The following is a 17,686-nucleotide window of genomic DNA, read 5'->3' on the forward strand; positions in this document are numbered from 1 at the left end:
GCCCCGGCCCTGACCCCGGCCCTGACCCCGGCCCGGCGCTAGGCCGACCACTGGTCGAACGCGAGCTTCGCCACCAGCGAGAACACGACCACGAGCAGCACCCCGCGGACGAACTCCGCGCCCTTGCGCAGCGCCATCCGCGCCCCGAACATGCCGCCCGCCAGGTTGAACACCGCCATCACCGCGGCCAGCTGCCAGAGCACGGTGCCCTGGTAGGCGAACATCGCGAGGGCGCCGGCGTTGGTGCAGACGTTGACGATCTTGGCGGTGGCGGAGGCCGTCACCAGGTCCAGATGCAGCACGGCGGTGAGGGCGAGCACCAGGAAGGTGCCGGTGCCCGGTCCGAACAGGCCGTCGTAGAAGCCGATCCCGCCGCCGACCAGGACGATCGCGGTGACGATCCGGGCGCGCGTCACCGGCCCGCGGTCCTCGGCGGTGCCGAAGGACGGGCGCAGCATCACGAACGCCGCGACGCCCAGCAGCACCACCATGATCACCGGGCGGAGCACCTCGCTGCTGATGCCCGCCGCGAAGAAGGCCCCGCCCATGGAACCGGCGAGCGCGGCGAGCCCGATCCGTACCGCGGTCCCCACCTGGACCGGGGCCTTGCGGACGTAGGTCACCGCCGCGCCGGTGGTGCCGACGATGGCCACCGCCTTGTTGGTGCCGAGGATCTGCGCGGCCGGGACCTGCGGCATGCCCAGGAGCAGCGCGGGCAGGAGCAGCAGCCCGCCGCCCCCGACCACCGCGTCGATCCAGCCGGCCACCGCGGCGGCGCAGCAGAGGAGGACGAGTGTGGTGAGCGATATGTCAGGCATGATCGCGACCCTAAGGAGCAGATAGGTGCGCCGTCCATCAATCTCGTGAGAGTTGAGCTACGTCTGAGGTTCCGCCGACGGGTATCCGGTCGGGGGCGGGTGGGGCGGCCGGCTTGCCGGCCACGGTGAACAGGGTCGCGGTGAGCGCGCTCGCGCCGACGAGCGCGACGGCGAGCCGGCGCCGGGCCCCTTCGGGGTGACGCCTTCCGGGGGCGGGGCGGCGGGGTCTGCGATGGCGTGCCACGGGTACGGGCTCCTGGGGACTCGGGCGGGACTCGGGCGGGGCGGGGCGGGGCTGGGCTGGGCTGGACTGTCGGTGCTGCGCTGTCAGGTCGGTGCTGGGCTGTTCAGTGCTGTTCGGTGCTGTGCCGGGGGCTCACGCGAACGTGAAGCATTCGGTGTGGACGCGGCTCTCCGGCACCCCGGCCCGCAGCAGCGCCGCGGTCGCCGCGTCCGTCATTCCGGGCGGCCCGCACAGATACACGTCGTGCTCGACGAGATCGGGTACGAGACCCAGCAGCGCCTGCGGGGCCAGCGGGTCGAAGGCGGCGCCGGACGGGCCCAGCAGGTAGTGCAGCGCGGCGCCGCGCGCCCGGGCGATCTCCTCCAGCTCGGTTCGCAGCACCAGTTGGGCGGCGTTGCCCGCGCGGTAGAGGAGGGTGATGTCCCCCGGGCCGCCGGGCAGCGTCTCGAACAGGGCCCGCATCGGGGTGATCCCGACCCCTCCCGCCAGCAGCAGCACCTTGCGCCGGGTCCGGCGGTGCGCCGTCAGCGCGCCGAACGGCCCGGTCGCCAGCACCCGGGTGCCGGGCCGCAGACGGCGCATCCGGCGGGTGTGGTCACCGAGGGACTTGACCGTGATCCGCAGGGTGTCGTCACGTACCGGCGCGGACAGCGAGAACGGCAGGGCCGTGTGCCACAGCCGGCGGCGCAGGAACCGCCAGCGGAAGAACTGGCCGGCCTCCGCGTGGAGTTCGTCGAGCCCGGTGCCGCGCATCACGACGGAGACGACGTCCGGGCTCTCCCGGCGCACCTCCACGACGCGCAGGCCGTGCCGCAGCGCCTGCCGTACGGGCACGACGGCCCGGTACCAGAGCAGCAGTACGGCGACGGTGGTGTGCAGCATCGCCCACACCCACACGGCGAGGACGCTGCCCGCGATGTCGGGGCCGGACAGCTGGTGCCCGAAGGCGAGGGCCGCGCCGAGGTAGGTGAGCAGATGCACGGCCCGCCAGGTCTCGTGCCGTATCCGGCGCCGTACGGCACGGGCGGACACGGCCCCGACGGAGACGAGCAGGGCAGTGCCCGCGGTGGCGGCCGCGATCCCGCCGTAGCCGAGGAGTGCGGCGGTGGCGGTGAGCAGATCGGTGCCGGCGTGGGCGGCGTATCCGCACAGGGCGAGCAGGGCGTGGCCGAGGCACAGTCCGATGACGTGCCGTCCGCCGCGGGCGTGCAGCCGGGCGAGCCGGTCGGCGCCGACGCCGTGCTCGATCGCGGGCACCCGCGCCATCAGCAGCAGCATGACGAGGACGCCGTACCCGGCGAGCAGCCCGCTGAGATGGGCGCCGGTGGCGAAGAGCGCGTCCAGCCGGGCCGACGGCTCGACCTGTACGGCCCACAGCAGGACGACCAGGGCGGCACCGGCCGCGATCCCGTCCCTGAGGGCCCGGGGCGGGACACGCAGCGGTGGCAGTGGTGGCAGCGGCGCAGGGGTGCGGTGCTGGGCGGCATCGATCGTCACGCCGACAACCTAGGGCCGCCGCCGGCGGGAAAGGGGCTGGTCAGGGGCGTACCGGCGATCCTTAAGGCGGCCTTGAGCAAGCCCTGACCACGGGTTAAGCCTCACACGGCGGCGCGGTGCGCGCTGAGGGCAGTGTTCCGCACGGGAAACAACCGGGATGCCCTCGGGTAACACCCGCGCCGCACGCTGCGTACATGGACTCGAGGATCGTGGTGATCGGCGCCGGGATGGCGGGGGCGCGGCTGGCGCGCCGGCTGGGCCCGGCGTGCGACGTCACGCTGCTCGGCGAAGAGTCGCACGCCCCGTACAACAGGGTGCTGCTGGCCGAGGTGCTGGCGGGCCGGTACGGGCCGGAGGTGATCGCGCTGCCGCCGGTGCCGGGCGGCGCGGACACGGTACGGCGCGGGGTGCGGGCGGTGCGGATCGACCGCGAGGCGCGGACGGTGCACTGCGCGGACGGCTCGGCGGTCGGCTACGACCGGCTGGTGCTGGCGACCGGCTCGAACCCGGTGCTGCCGCCGCTGCGCGGCCTCGACGGGGGGCTGCCGGACGGGGTCCATCCGTTCCGCACCCTCGACGACTGTCTGGCCCTCGCGGCTCTGGCCCGGCGCGGCACCCGTGCCGTGGTCGTCGGCGGCGGACTGCTCGGTGTCTCGGCGTCGCGTGCCTTGGCGGAACGCGGCGCGGACGTGGTCCTGGCCCATCAGGGCCCCACCCCGATGGACCGTCACCTCGATCCGGAGGCGGGCGGCCTGGTCCGGCGCCATCTGGAGGATCTCGGCGTGGAGGTCCACACGGAGTGCCACGCCCGCGGGCTGCGCCACCGCGACGGTACGGTCACCGGCGTCGAACTGGCCGACGGCTTCGTCCTCGACGCCGACTGCGTCGTCCTCGCCTGCGGCGTCCGCCCCCGCACCGGCCTGGCCGCCGACGCGGGCCTGGAGGTCCGTCAGGGCGTCGTCGTCGACGACACCCTGCTGACGTCGGACCCGTACATCCACGCCATCGGCGACTGCGCCGAACACGCGGGCACGGTCTACGGCCTGGCGACGCCGGCCCTGGAACAGGCCGACGTGCTGGCGGCCCTCCTGACCACCGGTGAGCCCGAGGCTCCCCGCTACACCGGCACCCGCGCACTGACCCGCCTCACCCTCTCCGGCAGCGGCACCTTCGACGTCGCCGCCTTCGGGGAGCCCTCACCGCGGCCCGGCGACGACGTCGTGCGGCTCGCCGACGCCACCCGGGGCGCGTACCGGAAGGTCGTCGTCCGAGGGGACCGGCTCGTCGGGGGCGTGCTCCTCGGGGACCTCGGCACCGTCGGCGCGCTCGCCCGGGCCTGGGAGGGCGACGACCCGCTTCCGGACGCCCCGCTGCTCCACCTGCTCACCACCGATGGAGGACTCTGAGATGACCACCCCCACGATCGTGCTCGTCGGCCACGGGATGGTCGGCCAGCACTTCCTGGAGGCCCTCGCGGAGCGCGGCGTCACCGCTCGCGCCCGGGTCGTCGTGCTGTGCGAGGAGCCGCGCCCCGCCTACGACCGGGTCCAGCTCACCTCGTACTTCTCCGGCCGGACCCCCGACGAACTCTCCCTCGTCGAGGACGGCTTCATGGCGCGGCACGGCATCGAGCTCCATCTCGACGACCCGGCCGAGCACATCGACCGCGGCGCCCGCACGGTCACCTCACGCGCCGGGCGGACCTTCACGTACGACACGCTCGTGCTGGCCACCGGCTCGTACCCGTTCGTGCCGCCCGTGCCCGGCCGGGACGCCGAGGGCTGTTTCGTGTACCGCACCATCGAGGACCTCCTCGCGATCGAGGAGTACGCGAAGACCTCCCGCACCGGCGTCGTCGTCGGCGGCGGACTCCTCGGCCTGGAGGCGGCGGGCGCGCTCAAGGGCCTCGGGCTGGACACCCACATCGTGGAGTTCGCGCCCCGGCTGATGCCCGTGCAGGTCGACGACGGCGGCGGCGCGGCGCTGCTGCGCACCATCGAGCGCATGGGCCTGACCGTGCACACCGGCGTCGGCACCCAGGAGATCGTCAGCGCCGACTCCGTCGTCACCGGCATGAACCTCTCCGACGGCTCCTCCCTCGCCACCGACCTGGTCGTCTTCTCGGCCGGCGTGCGGCCCCGTGACCAGCTCGCCCGCGACACGGGCCTGGCGGTCGGCGAGCGCGGCGGCATCGTCGTCGACGAGCGGTGCCGCACGTCCGACCCGGACGTGTACGCGATCGGCGAGTGCGCGCTCGCCGCGGACGGCCGCGTGTACGGGCTCGTCGCGCCCGGCTACGAGATGGCGAAGACCGTCGCGGACGCCCTCGCGGGCGCCACGGAGAGCTCCTTCACCGGCGCCGACCTGTCCACCAAGCTCAAGCTCCTCGGCGTGGACGTGGCGTCCTTCGGCGACGCGCACGGCACGGCCGGCGACTGCCTCGACGTCGTCTACTCCGACTCGCGCTCCGGGATCTACAAGAAGCTCGTCGTCGCCCCGGACGGCACCCTCCTCGGCGGCGTCCTCGTCGGCGACGCCGAGACGTACGGCATGCTCCGCCCGCTCACCGGCTCCGTACCGCCCGTACCGCCCGAGCAGCTCGTGCTGCCCGCCGGCGCCGGCGCGCCCGTCGCGCTGGGCCCGTCCGCGCTCCCCGACGACGCGGTCGTCTGCTCGTGCCACAACGTCACCAAGGGGCAGATCTGCGAGCACACCACGCTCCCCGAGGTGAAGAAGTGCACCAAGGCGGGGACGGGCTGCGGCAGTTGCGTCAAGGTCATCGGCCAGCTGCTGCCGCAGGCCGCGGACAAGGGCCTGTGCGGCTGCTTCCCGTACACGCGCAGCGAGCTGTACGAGATCGTCCGCACCCTGCGGTTCACCTCGTACGCGGAACTGCTCGACTCCCACGGCCGCGAGGACGCACGCGGCGGCGACGGCTGCGAGGTCTGCAAGCCCGCCGTCGGCTCGATCCTGGCGTCCCTGGGCGGCGGCTACATCCTCGACGGCGAACAGGGCGCACTCCAGGACACCAACGACCACTTCCTCGCCAACCTGCAGCGCAACGGCTCGTACTCGATCGTGCCGCGCATCCCGGGCGGCGAGATCACCCCCGACAAGCTCATCGTGATCGGTGAGGTGGCCCGGGACTTCGGCCTCTACACGAAGATCACCGGCGGTCAGCGGATCGACATGTTCGGCGCCCGGGTGGAGCAGCTCCCGGCGATCTGGACACGGCTCGTGGACGCGGGCTTCGAGTCGGGGCACGCGTACGGAAAGGCGCTGCGCACGGTCAAGTCCTGTGTGGGGCAGACCTGGTGCCGCTACGGCGTCCAGGACAGCGTCCGCATGGCCATCGACCTGGAGCTTCGCTACCGGGGCCTGCGCGCCCCGCACAAGCTGAAGTCGGCGGTCTCCGGCTGCGCGCGGGAGTGCGCGGAGGCGCAGTCGAAGGACTTTGGTGTGATCGCCACGGCGAACGGCTGGAACCTGTACGTCGGCGGCAACGGCGGGGCCACTCCCCGGCACGCGGACCTGCTCGCCCAGGACCTCTCCGACGCCGAACTCGTCCGGCTCGTCGACCGGTTCCTGATGTTCTACATCCGCACCGCGGACCGGCTGGAGCGCACCTCGGTGTGGCTGGAGCGGCTGGAGGGCGGGCTCGACCATCTGCGGGACGTCGTGGTGCACGACTCGCTGGGGCTGTGCGACGAGCTGGAGGCGCTGATGGCCGGGCATGTGGCCGGCTACCGCGACGAGTGGGCCCAGACGCTGGACGACCCGGACCGGCTGCGCCGCTTCGTGTCGTTCGTGAACGCGCCCGACGCGCCGGATCCGTCCGTGAGGTTCGTCCCCGAGCGGGACCAGATCAAGCCGGACCTGACCGTGCTGACCACCCTGGAAACCCTGGAAGGGACTCTCACCCGATGACGCTCCAACTGCAGCTGCAGGAGACCTGGTTCCCGGTCTGCGAGGTGTCCCGGCTGACCCCGGGGCGCGGCATGGCCGCCCTGCTCCCCGACGGCCGGCAGGCCGCCGTCTTCCTCGACCGCGCGGGCCGGGCGTACGCGATCGACAACCGCGATCCGTTCACCGGCGCCCAGGTCCTGGCCCGGGGGCTGGTGGGCACGGCCGAGGGGCGGGTGTTCGTCGCCTCTCCGCTGCTGAAACAGCGCTTCGACCTGGAGACCGGCCGGTGCCTGGACGACGACGCGGTGTCGGTGCGCGCGTACCCGGTCCGGGAGGCCGTCTGACGGGGAGGGCCGCTCCGCTCGCGGGGGACGGAGGCCGCTCGACGGAGCCCGCCCGGCAGTCCGGGCGGGTCGCGGCGGGCCGCACGCCGCACGCTGCGCGCTACTCGCCCTCGACGGCCTTGGGGTCCATCCACATGATCTCCCACAGGTGGTGGTCCGGGTCCTGGAAGGAGCGGACGTACATGAAGCCGTGGTCCTGTGCCTCGTTCGCGGGCGACGCACCGGCGCCGAGCGCCGCGTCGACCAGCTCGTCCACCTTCTCCCGGCTCTCGGCGCTGAGCGCGGTGATCACCTCGGTGCTGGTGGCCGCGTCGGCGATCTCCTTCTTCGTGAACCCCTTGAAGTAGGGCTCGGTGAGCAGCATGGCGAAGATGGTGTCGCTGATGACGAGGCAGGCGGCGTTCTCGTCGGTGAACTGCGGGTTGAAGGAGTAGCCGACCGCTTCCCAGAAGGCTTTCGACGTGTCGAGGTCCTTCACCGGCAGGTTCACGAAGATCTGCGTCATTGCGGTTCCCTTGTCTCGTGGCTCGTCGTCGTACGCCGTGGCGTCGCTTGTCGTGGGGGTAGACCCGGGGGCCGCGCAGGACTCATCGCCCGCGGGCGAAGATCTTCCGCCGACCCCCCCGTACCGCAGAGGATGTCTCCAGGTCACCACGCGTTGACGCTATGTCAACTCCGCACTTCTATGGTCCGTTGGCGCGCGACCCCGCTCGCCGCCCGGCGGCGCGGGGAAGTCACGACTCCCCATGGAGTGACAGTGGAACGACGCAGCTTCCTGCGCGGAGCGGTCATCGGCACCTCGGCCGCCGCCTTCGGCGGCACGCTGTGGCAGGGTGCCGCCTCCGCGGCACCGGCACAGCCCGGCCCCGGGCCGTACGGGGCGCTCGGCTCGGCCGACGCGAACGGCATCCAGCTGCCCGCCGGGTTCACCAGCAGGGTGATCGCCCGGTCCGGACAGCAGGTCGGCTCCACCGGCTACGCCTGGCACAGCGCACCGGACGGCGGCGCCTGCTTCGCCGACGGCACGGGCTGGATCTACGTGTCCAACTCGGAGATCAACCCGTCGGGCGGGGCGAGCGCGGTCAGGTTCTCCTCGGCCGGCGCGATCACCGGCGCGTACCGGATCCTGTCGGGCACCCGCACCAACTGCGCGGGCGGAAAGACCCCGTGGAACACCTGGCTGTCCTGTGAGGAGGTCAGCCTCGGCTACGTCTACGAGACCGACCCGTGGGGGGTGAACGCGGCCGTCCGCCGGGACGCCATGGGCCGGTTCAAGCACGAGGCCGCGGCCGCCGACCCCGTCCGCAAGGTCGTCTATCTGACCGAGGACGAGACCAACGGCTGTCTCTACCGCTTCGTCCCCACCACCTGGGGCAGCCTCTCGTCGGGCACGCTCCAGGTCCTGGTCGCCGGAACCGCCACCTCCGGCTCCTTCACCTGGGCGAACGTCCCGGACCCGGACGGGTCCCCGACCGCGACCCGCAGCCAGGTGTCCGGCGCGAAGAAGTTCAACGGCGGCGAGGGCTGCCACTACGCCAATGACACCGTCTGGTTCACCACCAAGGGCGACAACCGCCTGTGGCAGCTCAACCTCACCGCCGGCACCTACGAGCTGGCGTACGACGACTCCCTGGTGACGGGCGGCTCGGCCCCGCTGACCGGGGTGGACAACGTCACCGGCTCGTCCTCCGGCGACCTGTTCGTCGCGGAGGACGGCGGCAACATGGAGATCTGCGTCATCACCCCGGACGACGTCATCGCGCCGTTCCTGCGGATCGGCGGCCAGTCCGGTTCGGAGATCACCGGACCGGCGTTCTCGCCGGACGGGAAGCGGCTGTACTTCTCCAGCCAGCGCGGCACGAGCGGCAGTTCCTCGGGCGGCATCACCTACGAGGTGACGGGGCCGTTCCGGGCGTAGGCACCCCCGGCGGTTCCGGATCCCGCTGGGCACGGCCCCTGAGCAGGGCGGTGCCCAGCGGCGTCATCGTGTGCAGCACCGCGTTGCCGTTGCGCAGGGTGACCACCAGCCCGGCCTCCCGCAGCACGCAGGCGTGCTGACTGGCCGAGGCCAGCGACACCCCGGCCCTGCGGGCCAGTTCGCTCGTCGTGCAGCCGCTGCCGATGGACTGCAGCACCGCCGAGCGGGTGTGACCGACGAGCCGGCCGAGCGACAGCCCGTCCCGCTCGCAGGTGACCGGGGAGCCCGTGTGCGTCACGGGATAGACCAGGGCGGGCGGCAGCTCCGGGTCCCGGCGGACCACGGGGGCGCCCCGGCAGAAGTACGACGGCTGCAGCAGCAGCCCGCGTCCTTCCAGCCGCACCTCCCGGTCGACCGGATAGTCCGCCTCCAGCACCGGGGCCCGCCAGCGCAGCATCGGCGGCAGCGAGGCGAGCAGCTCGTCCGCGCCGCCGTCGAGCAGCGCCCGGCCGCGGACGGCCCGGTCGGCCTCCACGGCGGCCTGGACGTGCGGCCAGTGCGGCTCCACGGCCGCCCGATGGTAGCTGCGCAGCGCCCCGACGAGCCGGTCCATCGACTCCGCCGCGCCGTCGGCGAGCCCGGCAAGCCGTCCGGACAGCACGCTGTGCGGGCGGTCGCCGGCGAGCAGCGCCAGCTCGGCGCGCAGTCTGCGCGCCGGGGTCGCCCGCACCGCTTCGAGGCCCTCCTCCAGACCGTCCAGCGCCTCGGGCGGGGTCAGAAAGTCGGGGAAATATCCGCGCGAGGGGACGAGCGCGGCCAGCAGACGCGTTTCACCGTTCAACCGGGCGCGGGTTAGCGTCCGCCATTCACCGAAGACGTTGGCGCCACGACGGTCCCGTAAACGATGAAAGCTCAGAATCGTTTCCCACAAAACGTCCGGTCTGGCCGCCATCCGAACCCTGGCGAGGTCATCACCGGTGAAGTGGATACGCAGCACGGAACCCCCACTGTTGCATCCGCAATCGCCCCCGTCATTGAGTATGCATGCAATCACAGCACGTTACCACGGTGTTTCGGCCACAGTTGAAACGCATCGCGAAAGGGTGGGGCGAACCGAAAAGCTGTACGACGTCGGGCACGAAACCTTCGGGTACCGAGGGACGAGGCAAAGACCGTGGGGGGCTTTCCCCGTCTGGCGGCGGTCGGCGGAGGTTGCGGCTCCGTGTCCGGCATCGGTAATGGGGCGCGGCCGGCGGGTGGGGATCCGTCGACCGCGCCCCGCCTGTTCTTTGCTCAACGAATGGCGAAAATCAAGCTTCCGTTAAAGCCCGCTACTGGTCCGCCGTTCAACAGGATTCACCGAACCCGGACGCGCTCTCGGCAACAGGACTCAGCAAAAGGAAACGAGCGGGACAGACACCTCCGCACAAGGTGTCCGTCCCGCTCGCTTCTCGGTGCGCCGGGGCCGCCGGCCGGTCGGTGAGGGTCGGGGACCTACCGACGGCCCCGGGGTCTCAACGGCTGTCGCTGCCGGAGGACTGCGCCGCCGCGCGGCCGGCCTCCAGACGCGCCACCGGGATCCGGAACGGCGAGCAGGAGACGTAGTCCAGGCCCACCTCGTGGAAGAAGTGCACCGACTCCGGGTCGCCGCCGTGCTCGCCGCAGACGCCGAGCTTCAGGTCCGGACGGGTGGCCCGGCCGGCCGCCACGGCATTGCGTACGAGCGACCCGACGCCGTCCTTGTCGATGGTCTCGAACGGGCTGACGCCGAAGATGCCCTTCTCCAGGTAGGCCGTGAAGAACGAGGCCTCCACGTCGTCCCGGCTGAAGCCCCACACGGTCTGGGTGAGGTCGTTCGTACCGAAGGAGAAGAACTCGGCGGCCTCGGCGATCTGACCGGCGGTCAGCGCGGCCCGCGGCAGCTCGATCATCGTGCCGAGCGCCAGCTTCAGCTCGATGCCGGTCCTCGCCTCGACCTCGGCGATGACCTGCTCGGCCTCCTCGCGGACGATCTCCAGCTCCTGGACGGTGCCGACGAGCGGGATCATGATCTCGGCACGCGGGTCGCCCTTGGCGTTCTTGCGCTCGGCAGCGGCCTCGGCGATCGCCCGCACCTGCATCGTGAACAGACCGGGGATGACCAGGCCGAGACGGACACCGCGCAGACCCAGCATCGGGTTCTGCTCGTGCAGCCGGTGCACGGCCTGCAGCAGCCGCAGATCGTTCTCGTTGGCGTCCTTGCGGGCCTCGGCGAGGGCGACGCGCACCGACAGCTCGGTGATGTCCGGCAGGAACTCGTGCAGCGGCGGGTCGAGCAGCCGCACCGTCACCGGCAGCCCGTCCATCGCCTCGAACAGCTCGACGAAGTCCTTCTTCTGCAGCGGCAGCAGCGCCTCGAGCGCGGTCTCGCGCTCGTCGTCGGTGTCGGCGAGGATCAGCTTCTCGACCATCTCGCGGCGCTCACCGAGGAACATGTGCTCGGTGCGGCACAGGCCGATGCCCTGCGCACCGAAGCGCCGCGCCCGCAGCGCGTCCTCGGCGTTGTCGGCGTTGGCCCGCACCCGCAGCCGGCGCACCCGGTCCGCGTACGCCATGATCCGGTGCACGGCCGCGACCAGCTCGTCGGCGTCGTCGGCGCCCGCGTGCATCCGGCCCTCGAAGTACTCGACGACCGGGGACGGCACGACCGGGACCTCACCGAGGTACACCTTGCCGGTGGAGCCGTCGATGGAGACGACGTCGCCCTCCTCGACGACGGTGCCGTTCACCGTCATCCGGCGCCGCTTGGTGTCGACCTCCAGCTCCTCGGCGCCACAGACACAGGTCTTGCCCATGCCGCGGGCGACGACGGCGGCGTGCGAGGTCTTGCCGCCGCGGGAGGTCAGGATGCCCTCGGCCGCGATCATGCCGTCGAGGTCGTCCGGGTTGGTCTCACGGCGGATCAGGATGACCTTCTCACCGGAGCGGGACCACTTGACCGCCGTGTACGAGTCGAAGACGGCCTTGCCGACCGCCGCGCCCGGGGAGGCGGCGATACCGCGGCCGATCTTCTCGACCTTCGCCGACTCGTCGAAGCGCGGGAACATCAGCTGCGCGAGCTGGGCGCCGGTGACGCGCTGGAGCGCCTCGGCCTCGTCGATGAGGCCCTGGTCCACGAGCTGGGTCGCGATCCGGAAGGCGGCCCCGGCGGTGCGCTTGCCGACACGGGTCTGCAGCATCCACAGCTGCCCGCGCTCGATGGTGAACTCGATGTCGCACAGGTCCTTGTAGTGCGTCTCCAGCGTCTCCATGATCTGCATCAGCTGGTCGTACGACTTCTTGTCGATCGACTCCAGCTCGGCGAGCGGCACGGTGTTGCGGATACCGGCGACGACGTCCTCGCCCTGCGCGTTCTGCAGGTAGTCGCCGTAGACGCCCTGGTGGCCCGAGGCGGGGTCACGGGTGAAGGCGACACCGGTACCCGAGTCCGGGCCGAGGTTGCCGAAGACCATGGAACAGACGTTGACGGCCGTACCCAGGTCGCCGGGGATGCGCTCCTGGCGGCGGTAGAGCTTGGCGCGGTCGGTGTTCCAGGAGTCGAAGACGGCGCGGACGGCGAGGTCCATCTGCTCGCGCGGGTCCTGCGGGAAGTCCCGGCCCGTCTCGCCCTTGACGATCTTCTTGAACTGCTTGACCAGCTTCTTCCAGTCGGCCGCGTCCAGGTCGGTGTCGACGCTGACCTTCTTGGCGTCCTTGGCCGCCTCCAGGGCGTCCTCGAACAGCTCGCCGTCCACACCGAGGACCGTCTTGCCGAACATCTGGATGAGCCGGCGGTAGGAGTCCCACGCGAAGCGCTCGTCGCCGGCCTGCTTGGCCAGACCCTCCACGGAGACGTCGGAGAGGCCGATGTTCAGGACGGTGTCCATCATGCCCGGCATGGAGAACTTGGCGCCGGAGCGTACGGACACCAGCAGCGGGTTGTCGGCCTGGCCGAGCTTCTTGCCCATGCCCTGCTCCAGCGCGTCGAGGTGCGCACTCACCTCGTCACGCAGTGCCGCGGGCTCCTCGCCGCTGTCGAGGTAGACCTTGCAGGCCTCGGTGGTGATGGTGAAGCCCGGAGGGACGGGCAGACCCAGGTTGGTCATCTCGGCGAGGTTGGCACCCTTGCCACCGAGGAGGTCCTTGAGGTCCTTGTTGCCCTCGGTGAAGTCGTAGACGAACTTCTGATCTTTGTTTTCCGACACGGGTCTCGACTCCTCGAGGACTCGGTGGCTGCCCTGACGGCGAGGAACATACCCAGATCGAAGGCACCTGGGTACGTCCACTTGTCCGTCATTCGGCCGTAACCACCCGTCCGCCAGCAGATCGCAGGTTACCGATGCGTAAAGCAATGTGCCCCAGCATCTTCATCCCTCGAAGGGCGCTTGACTCAAAACAGGGAATCCCTGCTCAGATGAGCGCCCCACGAGGCATCTGAGTTCACTTATTGAACACAGAAGGGGTGGCACTGAGTGCCACCCCTTCTGAAGTCACAGCCACCCCGAGACCGCTCATCTGAGCGCAACCCTTATCAAGGGTGGCGAGAATCACGCCGCTTCCAGGGGCCGAATTCCAGTATCCGGACCCGCGCCTGCCCGGATCCGGACCCTGCCCCGCAGGACCCGGAACCGCCGCCGGGAGCGCCGGCGACCGGTCAGCCCCCCGAAGTGTCCAGCTCCGCATCCTCGCCCACACCTGCACAGTCGTACGGGTCCTTCAGCCAGCCGTCCGGCAGAACGACCCGGTTGTTCCCCGACGTACGCCCACGCGGCCCGTCCGCGCCCACCGGCCACGGCTGGTCCAGGTCCAGCTCGCTCAGCTGAGCACCCAGCTCCTCCAGCGACGAGGTCACCGCCAGCCTCTTGCGCATCTCGGAACCGACCGCGAAACCCTTCAGGTACCAGGCCACGTGCTTACGGAAGTCGATCACGCCACGGGACTCGTCCCCGATCCACTCCCCCAGCAACCGGGCATGCCGCACCATCACGTCCGCGACCTCACGCAGCGACGGACGCGCATAGCCCCCGCCGCCCTCGAAGGCCGCCACGAGATCCCCGAACAGCCACGGCCGCCCCAGGCAGCCACGCCCCACGACCACCCCGTCACAGCCCGTCTCCCGCATCATCCGCAGAGCGTCGTCCGCCGACCAGATGTCGCCGTTGCCGAGCACCGGGATCTCCGGCACATGCTCCTTGAGCCGCGCGATCGCGTCCCAGTCCGCCGTGCCGCCGTAGTGCTGCGCCGCCGTACGCCCGTGCAGCGCGATCGCTGTGACGCCCGCCTGGACCGCGATCCGGCCGGCGTCGAGATACGTGATGTGGTCGTCGTCGATGCCCTTGCGCATCTTCATCGTCACCGGCAGATCCCCGGCGTTGCCGACGGCCTCGTCGAGGATGGCCCGCAACAGGTTCCGCTTGTACGGGAGCGCCGAACCACCGCCCTTGCGGGTCACCTTGGGCACCGGGCAGCCGAAGTTCAGATCGATGTGGTCGGCCAGATCCTCGTCCACGATCATGCGGACCGCCTTGCCGACGGTGACCGGGTCCACTCCGTACAACTGGATCGAGCGCGGCGTCTCGGTCTCGTCGAAATGGATGAGCTGCATCGTCTTCTCATTGCGCTCGACCAGCGCCCGCGTCGTGATCATCTCGCTGACGAACAGCCCCTTGCCGCCCGAGAACTCACGACAAAGGGTGCGGAACGGGGCGTTCGTGATGCCGGCCATGGGCGCGAGCACCACCGGGGGCTGCACGGTGTGCGGACCGATGGACAGCATGGAGGGCTGGGCGAGCGTGGTCATTGGCCCATTGTCGCGCATTCCCCAAGTCGTTAGTTAGACGTACTATGCATGCATGCCAGCGTCAGAGCCCACGCCCGAGCCGAGCCGCCGACGAAGGCTGCTGATCCTGGCCATCTGCTGCATGAGCCTGCTGATCGTCAGCCTGGACAACACCGTCCTCAACGTCGCCCTGCCCTCCATGCGCAGCGATCTGAACGCCACCGTCGCCGGCATGCAGTGGACCATCGACGCCTACACCCTCGTCCTCGCCTCCCTCCTCATGCTCGCCGGATCCACCGCCGACCGCATCGGCCGCCGCAAGGTCTTCAAGACCGGACTCGTCCTCTTCAGCCTCGGCTCCGTCCTCTGCTCCCTCGCGCCGAACCTCGAATCCCTCGTCGCCTTCCGCATGATCCAGGCCATCGGCGGCTCCATGCTCAACCCCGTCGCCATGTCGATCATCACTAACACCTTCACCGACCCCCGCGAACGCGCCCGCGCCATCGGCGCCTGGGGCGCCGTCGTCGGCATATCCATGGCCGCGGGACCGGTCGTCGGCGGCCTCCTCGTCGACACCGTCGGCTGGCGCTCCATCTTCTGGATCAACGTCCCGGTCGGCCTCACCGCCCTGCTCCTCACCTGGCGCTACGTCACCGAGTCCCGCGCCCCCAAGCCACGCCGCCCCGACCCCGTCGGCCAGCTCCTCGTCATCACCCTCCTCGGCTCGGTCACCTACGCGATCATCGAAGCGCCCACCGAAGGACCCGGCGCCGTCCTCCCCTTCACCGCCCTCGCCGCCCTCGCCCTCGCCGCACTCCTCGCCTACGAGCCCCGACGCCCCGAACCCCTCATCGACCTGCGCTTCTTCCGCTCCGCCCCGTTCAGCGGCGCAACCGTCATAGCGATCAGCGCATTCGCCGCACTCAGCGGCTTCCTCTTCCTCAACACCCTCTACCTGCAGGACGTACGCGGACTCTCCGCCCTCCAGGCCGGCCTCTACATGCTCCCCATGGCCGCACTCACCTTCATCTGCGCCCCGCTGTCGGGCCGCATCGTGGGCAACCGCGGCCCACGACTGCCACTGATCGTCGCCGGAATCTCCATGGCCGCGTGCGGACTGCTCTTCGCCGCCTTCGAGGCCGAGACCTCCACCCCGCTCCTCTTCACGGGATACGTCCTCTTCGGCCTCGGCTTCGGCATGGTCAACGCCCCCATCACCAACACCGCCGTCTCCGGCATGCCCCGCTCCCAGGCCGGCGTCGCCGCGGCGGTCGCCTCCACCAGCCGCCAGACCGGCGCGACCCTCGGCGTCGCCGTCATCGGCTCCGTCCTGGCCGCCGGCACGAGCACCGCGAACCCCACGGCCGGCTTCGTCGAGGCCGGCCGCCCCGCCTGGTGGATCATCATGGCCTGCGGCCTGTCCGTCCTGGTCGTGGGCCTCGCGACGAGCGGCCGCTGGGCACGCGAAACGGCACGCCGGACGGCGCAGCGCCTGGAGGCGGTCACTCCACGCACTCCGGCGGACAGCCACGCGTCGTCCTGATCCCTGTCCCGCAGCCCTGCTGAATCCCGCCGACGCCGAGTGCACGTCCGCGACTTTCGCTACTCTGAGTGTCCAGCACAACACGCGTGGCTGTCTGGCCCGCACGGGTGGGGAAGGCGCATCATGACCCTGATGCTTGAGCGACCGACGACGATAGAGGCTGCGGACGGCCCACCGCCCTTCCAGGCGATGTGCCAGACCTTGCTGACCATGGAGGTGCCCGACGGCTACCGGGCAGAGATCGTCGGGGGAAACATCGTCATGTCGCCGTGGTCCAGGGGTTTCTACCTGCCCGTAATGCGCTCGATCCGCGCACAACTGGAGCCGCACGCACGCAAGGACCACGTCGTCGACCACGCCCCGTTCCTGTTCACCTTTCCGGGGGAAGAGCGAGCCTACGGTCCCGACATCTACGCCGCGGCGGCATCCGCCTTCCGGACCGATGCCCGGCACCTCGACGGCGAGGCCCTCTCGTTCGCCTGCGAGCTGACGTCACCCGCCACCCGCCTGGTGGACTGGCAGGACAAGGCCCCTGTCTACGGCAGGGCAGGCGTCCCCGTGTACCTGCTCATCGACATGGAAGAGGCAGCCGCCACGGTCTTCTGGAGCCCGTCCGAGAAGGGCTATCTCTCGCGTACGACGGTTCCGTTCGGCGGCAAGCTCGAGATTCCCGACCCGTTCGGCTGTGAACTCGACACCTCCGGTTTCGAGGTACCCAGCAGGACCACCACCGAGAGCTGAGGCCCGTCCCTCAGCAGCCGTCGGCCCCACGCGCGCGGGCGCCGGCCCTGGTGCGGGAGGCCGAGGTGGCGCGCTGGGGGTGGCGGCGGACGTACTCCGCCTCCAGGGCAGCCATCCGGGCGGTGTGCGTCTCCAGGGCGTCGTCCGATCCATAGAGCAGCGTCTCGTGACGCGTGCGGTGGATGGCCTCCAATTCCTTCAGCAGCAGCCCTTCGTCCAACTGCTCCGGTGCCACTCCGCGGTCCCGCTCGGCCATGACTCACACCTCCGGATCGATACTTCCCTCCATCATGGACCGGATCCGCCGACGGCAGCGGGAAGCAGATCGGGCCCGGATCACGAGAAGTGATCCGGGCCCGACCGAGGTGAGTGAGCGTCAGCTCTGGGCGTCCGTCCCGCTCTGGGACGGCTCGGCGGTCTCGCCGTTCTCGCCCTGCTCGGCACCCTGCGCGCGCTCGCGCATCTTGCGCAGGAGTTCCTGCTTCTGGTCGGCGGTCGCCTGGCGGTCGGCCTGGCGCGCCGGACCGTTGTCGTGCTGGTCGGCGCGGGACAGCTTCTTGCGCTGTCCGCCCACGCCGAGGAGGTTGTTACGGCTCTTGGCCACGGTGTTCTCCCATCGTGGTGAGAAGTGATCCGGATGTCAGCTGGTGGGGGCGGTACGTGGCCGCCGCACTCTCACTCGTAGATCTGGAAGAAGGAGGACATGCGAGTGACGGTACCGCCCGGCGCAGGGCCGGACACCTGATTTTCCCGGTGCGTCGAGGGAGGCGGGACACGGGAGAACAGATGACGACTGACAGATATTGAAATCTGTCAGCTGTCCTGCCATAGTCGTTATCACAACGTCCGCTTTCCCCTCCCCCGAGGAGCTCTTCGCA

At 70.7% G+C, this 17,686-nt stretch carries 14 protein-coding genes; 6 read left to right on the forward strand and 8 right to left on the reverse strand.

The features are described from left to right. Positions 1-38 precede the first annotated feature (38 nt). Together OG766_RS11090 and OG766_RS11095 are read right to left on the reverse strand one after the other, a co-directional pair. The gene (locus OG766_RS11090; protein WP_328725186.1) at positions 39-818 is read right to left on the reverse strand and encodes a sulfite exporter TauE/SafE family protein; all 780 of its coding nucleotides are present in this window, start codon (positions 816-818) and stop codon (positions 39-41) included. A gap of 376 nt (positions 819-1,194) precedes the next feature. Next, on the reverse strand, positions 1,195-2,559 hold the full coding sequence (locus tag OG766_RS11095) for a ferredoxin reductase family protein (protein ID WP_328725187.1): 1,365 nt from the start codon (positions 2,557-2,559) through the stop codon (positions 1,195-1,197). Between the two features lie 194 nt (positions 2,560-2,753). On the opposite strand from OG766_RS11095, the gene OG766_RS11100 reads away from it, so the two are divergent. Genes OG766_RS11100 through nirD form a run of 3 tightly spaced genes read left to right on the forward strand, consistent with a single transcriptional unit; the run spans position 2,754 to position 6,809 of the window. Continuing rightward, positions 2,754-3,965 (forward strand): NAD(P)/FAD-dependent oxidoreductase, encoded by a 1,212-nt coding sequence (locus OG766_RS11100; RefSeq protein WP_266374346.1) that lies wholly within the window; start codon positions 2,754-2,756, stop codon positions 3,963-3,965. A gap of 1 nt (position 3,966) precedes the next feature. Further along, a complete protein-coding gene (gene nirB / locus OG766_RS11105; RefSeq protein WP_328725188.1) occupies positions 3,967-6,486 on the forward strand; it encodes a nitrite reductase large subunit NirB in 2,520 nt (839 codons plus the stop codon). Then, a complete protein-coding gene (nirD, locus tag OG766_RS11110) occupies positions 6,483-6,809 on the forward strand; it encodes a nitrite reductase small subunit NirD (protein ID WP_266374344.1) in 327 nt (108 codons plus the stop codon). Before nirB ends, nirD begins: the two co-directional genes overlap by 4 nt. Before the next feature lie 100 nt (positions 6,810-6,909). Here the strand turns inward: nirD and OG766_RS11115 are convergent, their stop codons facing one another. Next, a complete protein-coding gene (locus OG766_RS11115) occupies positions 6,910-7,314 on the reverse strand; it encodes a VOC family protein (protein WP_266374343.1) in 405 nt (134 codons plus the stop codon). A gap of 252 nt (positions 7,315-7,566) precedes the next feature. Here OG766_RS11115 and OG766_RS11120 point away from each other — a divergent pair, with 252 nt between their 5' ends. Next, complete coding sequence (locus tag OG766_RS11120) at positions 7,567-8,727, forward strand: PhoX family protein (RefSeq protein ID WP_328725189.1); 1,161 nt, start codon at positions 7,567-7,569, stop codon at positions 8,725-8,727. Here OG766_RS11120 and OG766_RS11125 read toward each other — a convergent pair. From OG766_RS11125 to dusB, 3 genes are all read right to left on the reverse strand, one after another. After that, positions 8,693-9,724: an ArsR/SmtB family transcription factor gene (locus OG766_RS11125; RefSeq protein WP_266374340.1), complete on the reverse strand. Its 1,032-nt coding sequence runs from the start codon at positions 9,722-9,724 to the stop codon at positions 8,693-8,695. The two genes, OG766_RS11120 and OG766_RS11125, sit on opposite strands and share 35 nt — an antisense overlap. Before the next feature lie 517 nt (positions 9,725-10,241). Then, the gene (gene ppdK, locus OG766_RS11130; protein WP_266374339.1) at positions 10,242-12,950 is read right to left on the reverse strand and encodes a pyruvate, phosphate dikinase; all 2,709 of its coding nucleotides are present in this window, start codon (positions 12,948-12,950) and stop codon (positions 10,242-10,244) included. 449 nt (positions 12,951-13,399) lie between these two features. Continuing rightward, entirely contained in the window at positions 13,400-14,545 is a 1,146-nt protein-coding gene (dusB, locus tag OG766_RS11135; protein WP_266374337.1) for a tRNA dihydrouridine synthase DusB, read from the reverse strand. 52 nt (positions 14,546-14,597) lie between these two features. Here dusB and OG766_RS11140 point away from each other — a divergent pair, with 52 nt between their 5' ends. Further along, positions 14,598-16,067 (forward strand): MFS transporter, encoded by a 1,470-nt coding sequence (locus tag OG766_RS11140; RefSeq protein WP_328725191.1) that lies wholly within the window; start codon positions 14,598-14,600, stop codon positions 16,065-16,067. Positions 16,068-16,190: 123 nt separating this feature from the next. After that, complete coding sequence (locus OG766_RS11145; protein WP_328725193.1) at positions 16,191-16,808, forward strand: Uma2 family endonuclease; 618 nt, start codon at positions 16,191-16,193, stop codon at positions 16,806-16,808. Positions 16,809-16,818: 10 nt separating this feature from the next. On the opposite strand, the gene OG766_RS11150 is transcribed toward OG766_RS11145, so the two are convergent. Next, positions 16,819-17,064: a DUF6158 family protein gene (locus OG766_RS11150; RefSeq protein WP_266374332.1), complete on the reverse strand. Its 246-nt coding sequence runs from the start codon at positions 17,062-17,064 to the stop codon at positions 16,819-16,821. A 120-nt stretch (positions 17,065-17,184) separates the two neighbouring features. Continuing rightward, positions 17,185-17,412, reverse strand: coding sequence for a DUF6243 family protein (locus tag OG766_RS11155; protein ID WP_328725195.1), 228 nt, complete (start codon positions 17,410-17,412; stop codon positions 17,185-17,187). Between the last annotated feature and the right edge of the window lie 274 nt (positions 17,413-17,686).

The organism is Streptomyces sp. NBC_00259 (assembly GCF_036181745.1).
GTDB lineage: Bacteria > Actinomycetota > Actinomycetes > Streptomycetales > Streptomycetaceae > Streptomyces > Streptomyces pratisoli.

Bases quoted from the DNA above. Each gene is read 5' to 3' on its own strand.
- OG766_RS11090 (WP_328725186.1), bottom strand. From the start codon at position 818: ATGCCTGACATATCGCTCACCACACTCGTCCTCCTCTGCTGCGCCGCC.
- OG766_RS11100 (WP_266374346.1), top strand. From the start codon at position 2,754: ATGGACTCGAGGATCGTGGTGATCGGCGCCGGGATGGCGGGGGCGCGG.
- nirB (WP_328725188.1), top strand. From the start codon at position 3,967: ATGACCACCCCCACGATCGTGCTCGTCGGCCACGGGATGGTCGGCCAG.
- nirD (WP_266374344.1), top strand. From the start codon at position 6,483: ATGACGCTCCAACTGCAGCTGCAGGAGACCTGGTTCCCGGTCTGCGAG.
- OG766_RS11115 (WP_266374343.1), bottom strand. From the start codon at position 7,314: ATGACGCAGATCTTCGTGAACCTGCCGGTGAAGGACCTCGACACGTCG.
- dusB (WP_266374337.1), bottom strand. From the start codon at position 14,545: ATGACCACGCTCGCCCAGCCCTCCATGCTGTCCATCGGTCCGCACACC.
- OG766_RS11140 (WP_328725191.1), top strand. From the start codon at position 14,598: ATGCCAGCGTCAGAGCCCACGCCCGAGCCGAGCCGCCGACGAAGGCTG.
- OG766_RS11145 (WP_328725193.1), top strand. From the start codon at position 16,191: ATGACCCTGATGCTTGAGCGACCGACGACGATAGAGGCTGCGGACGGC.
- OG766_RS11150 (WP_266374332.1), bottom strand. From the start codon at position 17,064: ATGGCCGAGCGGGACCGCGGAGTGGCACCGGAGCAGTTGGACGAAGGG.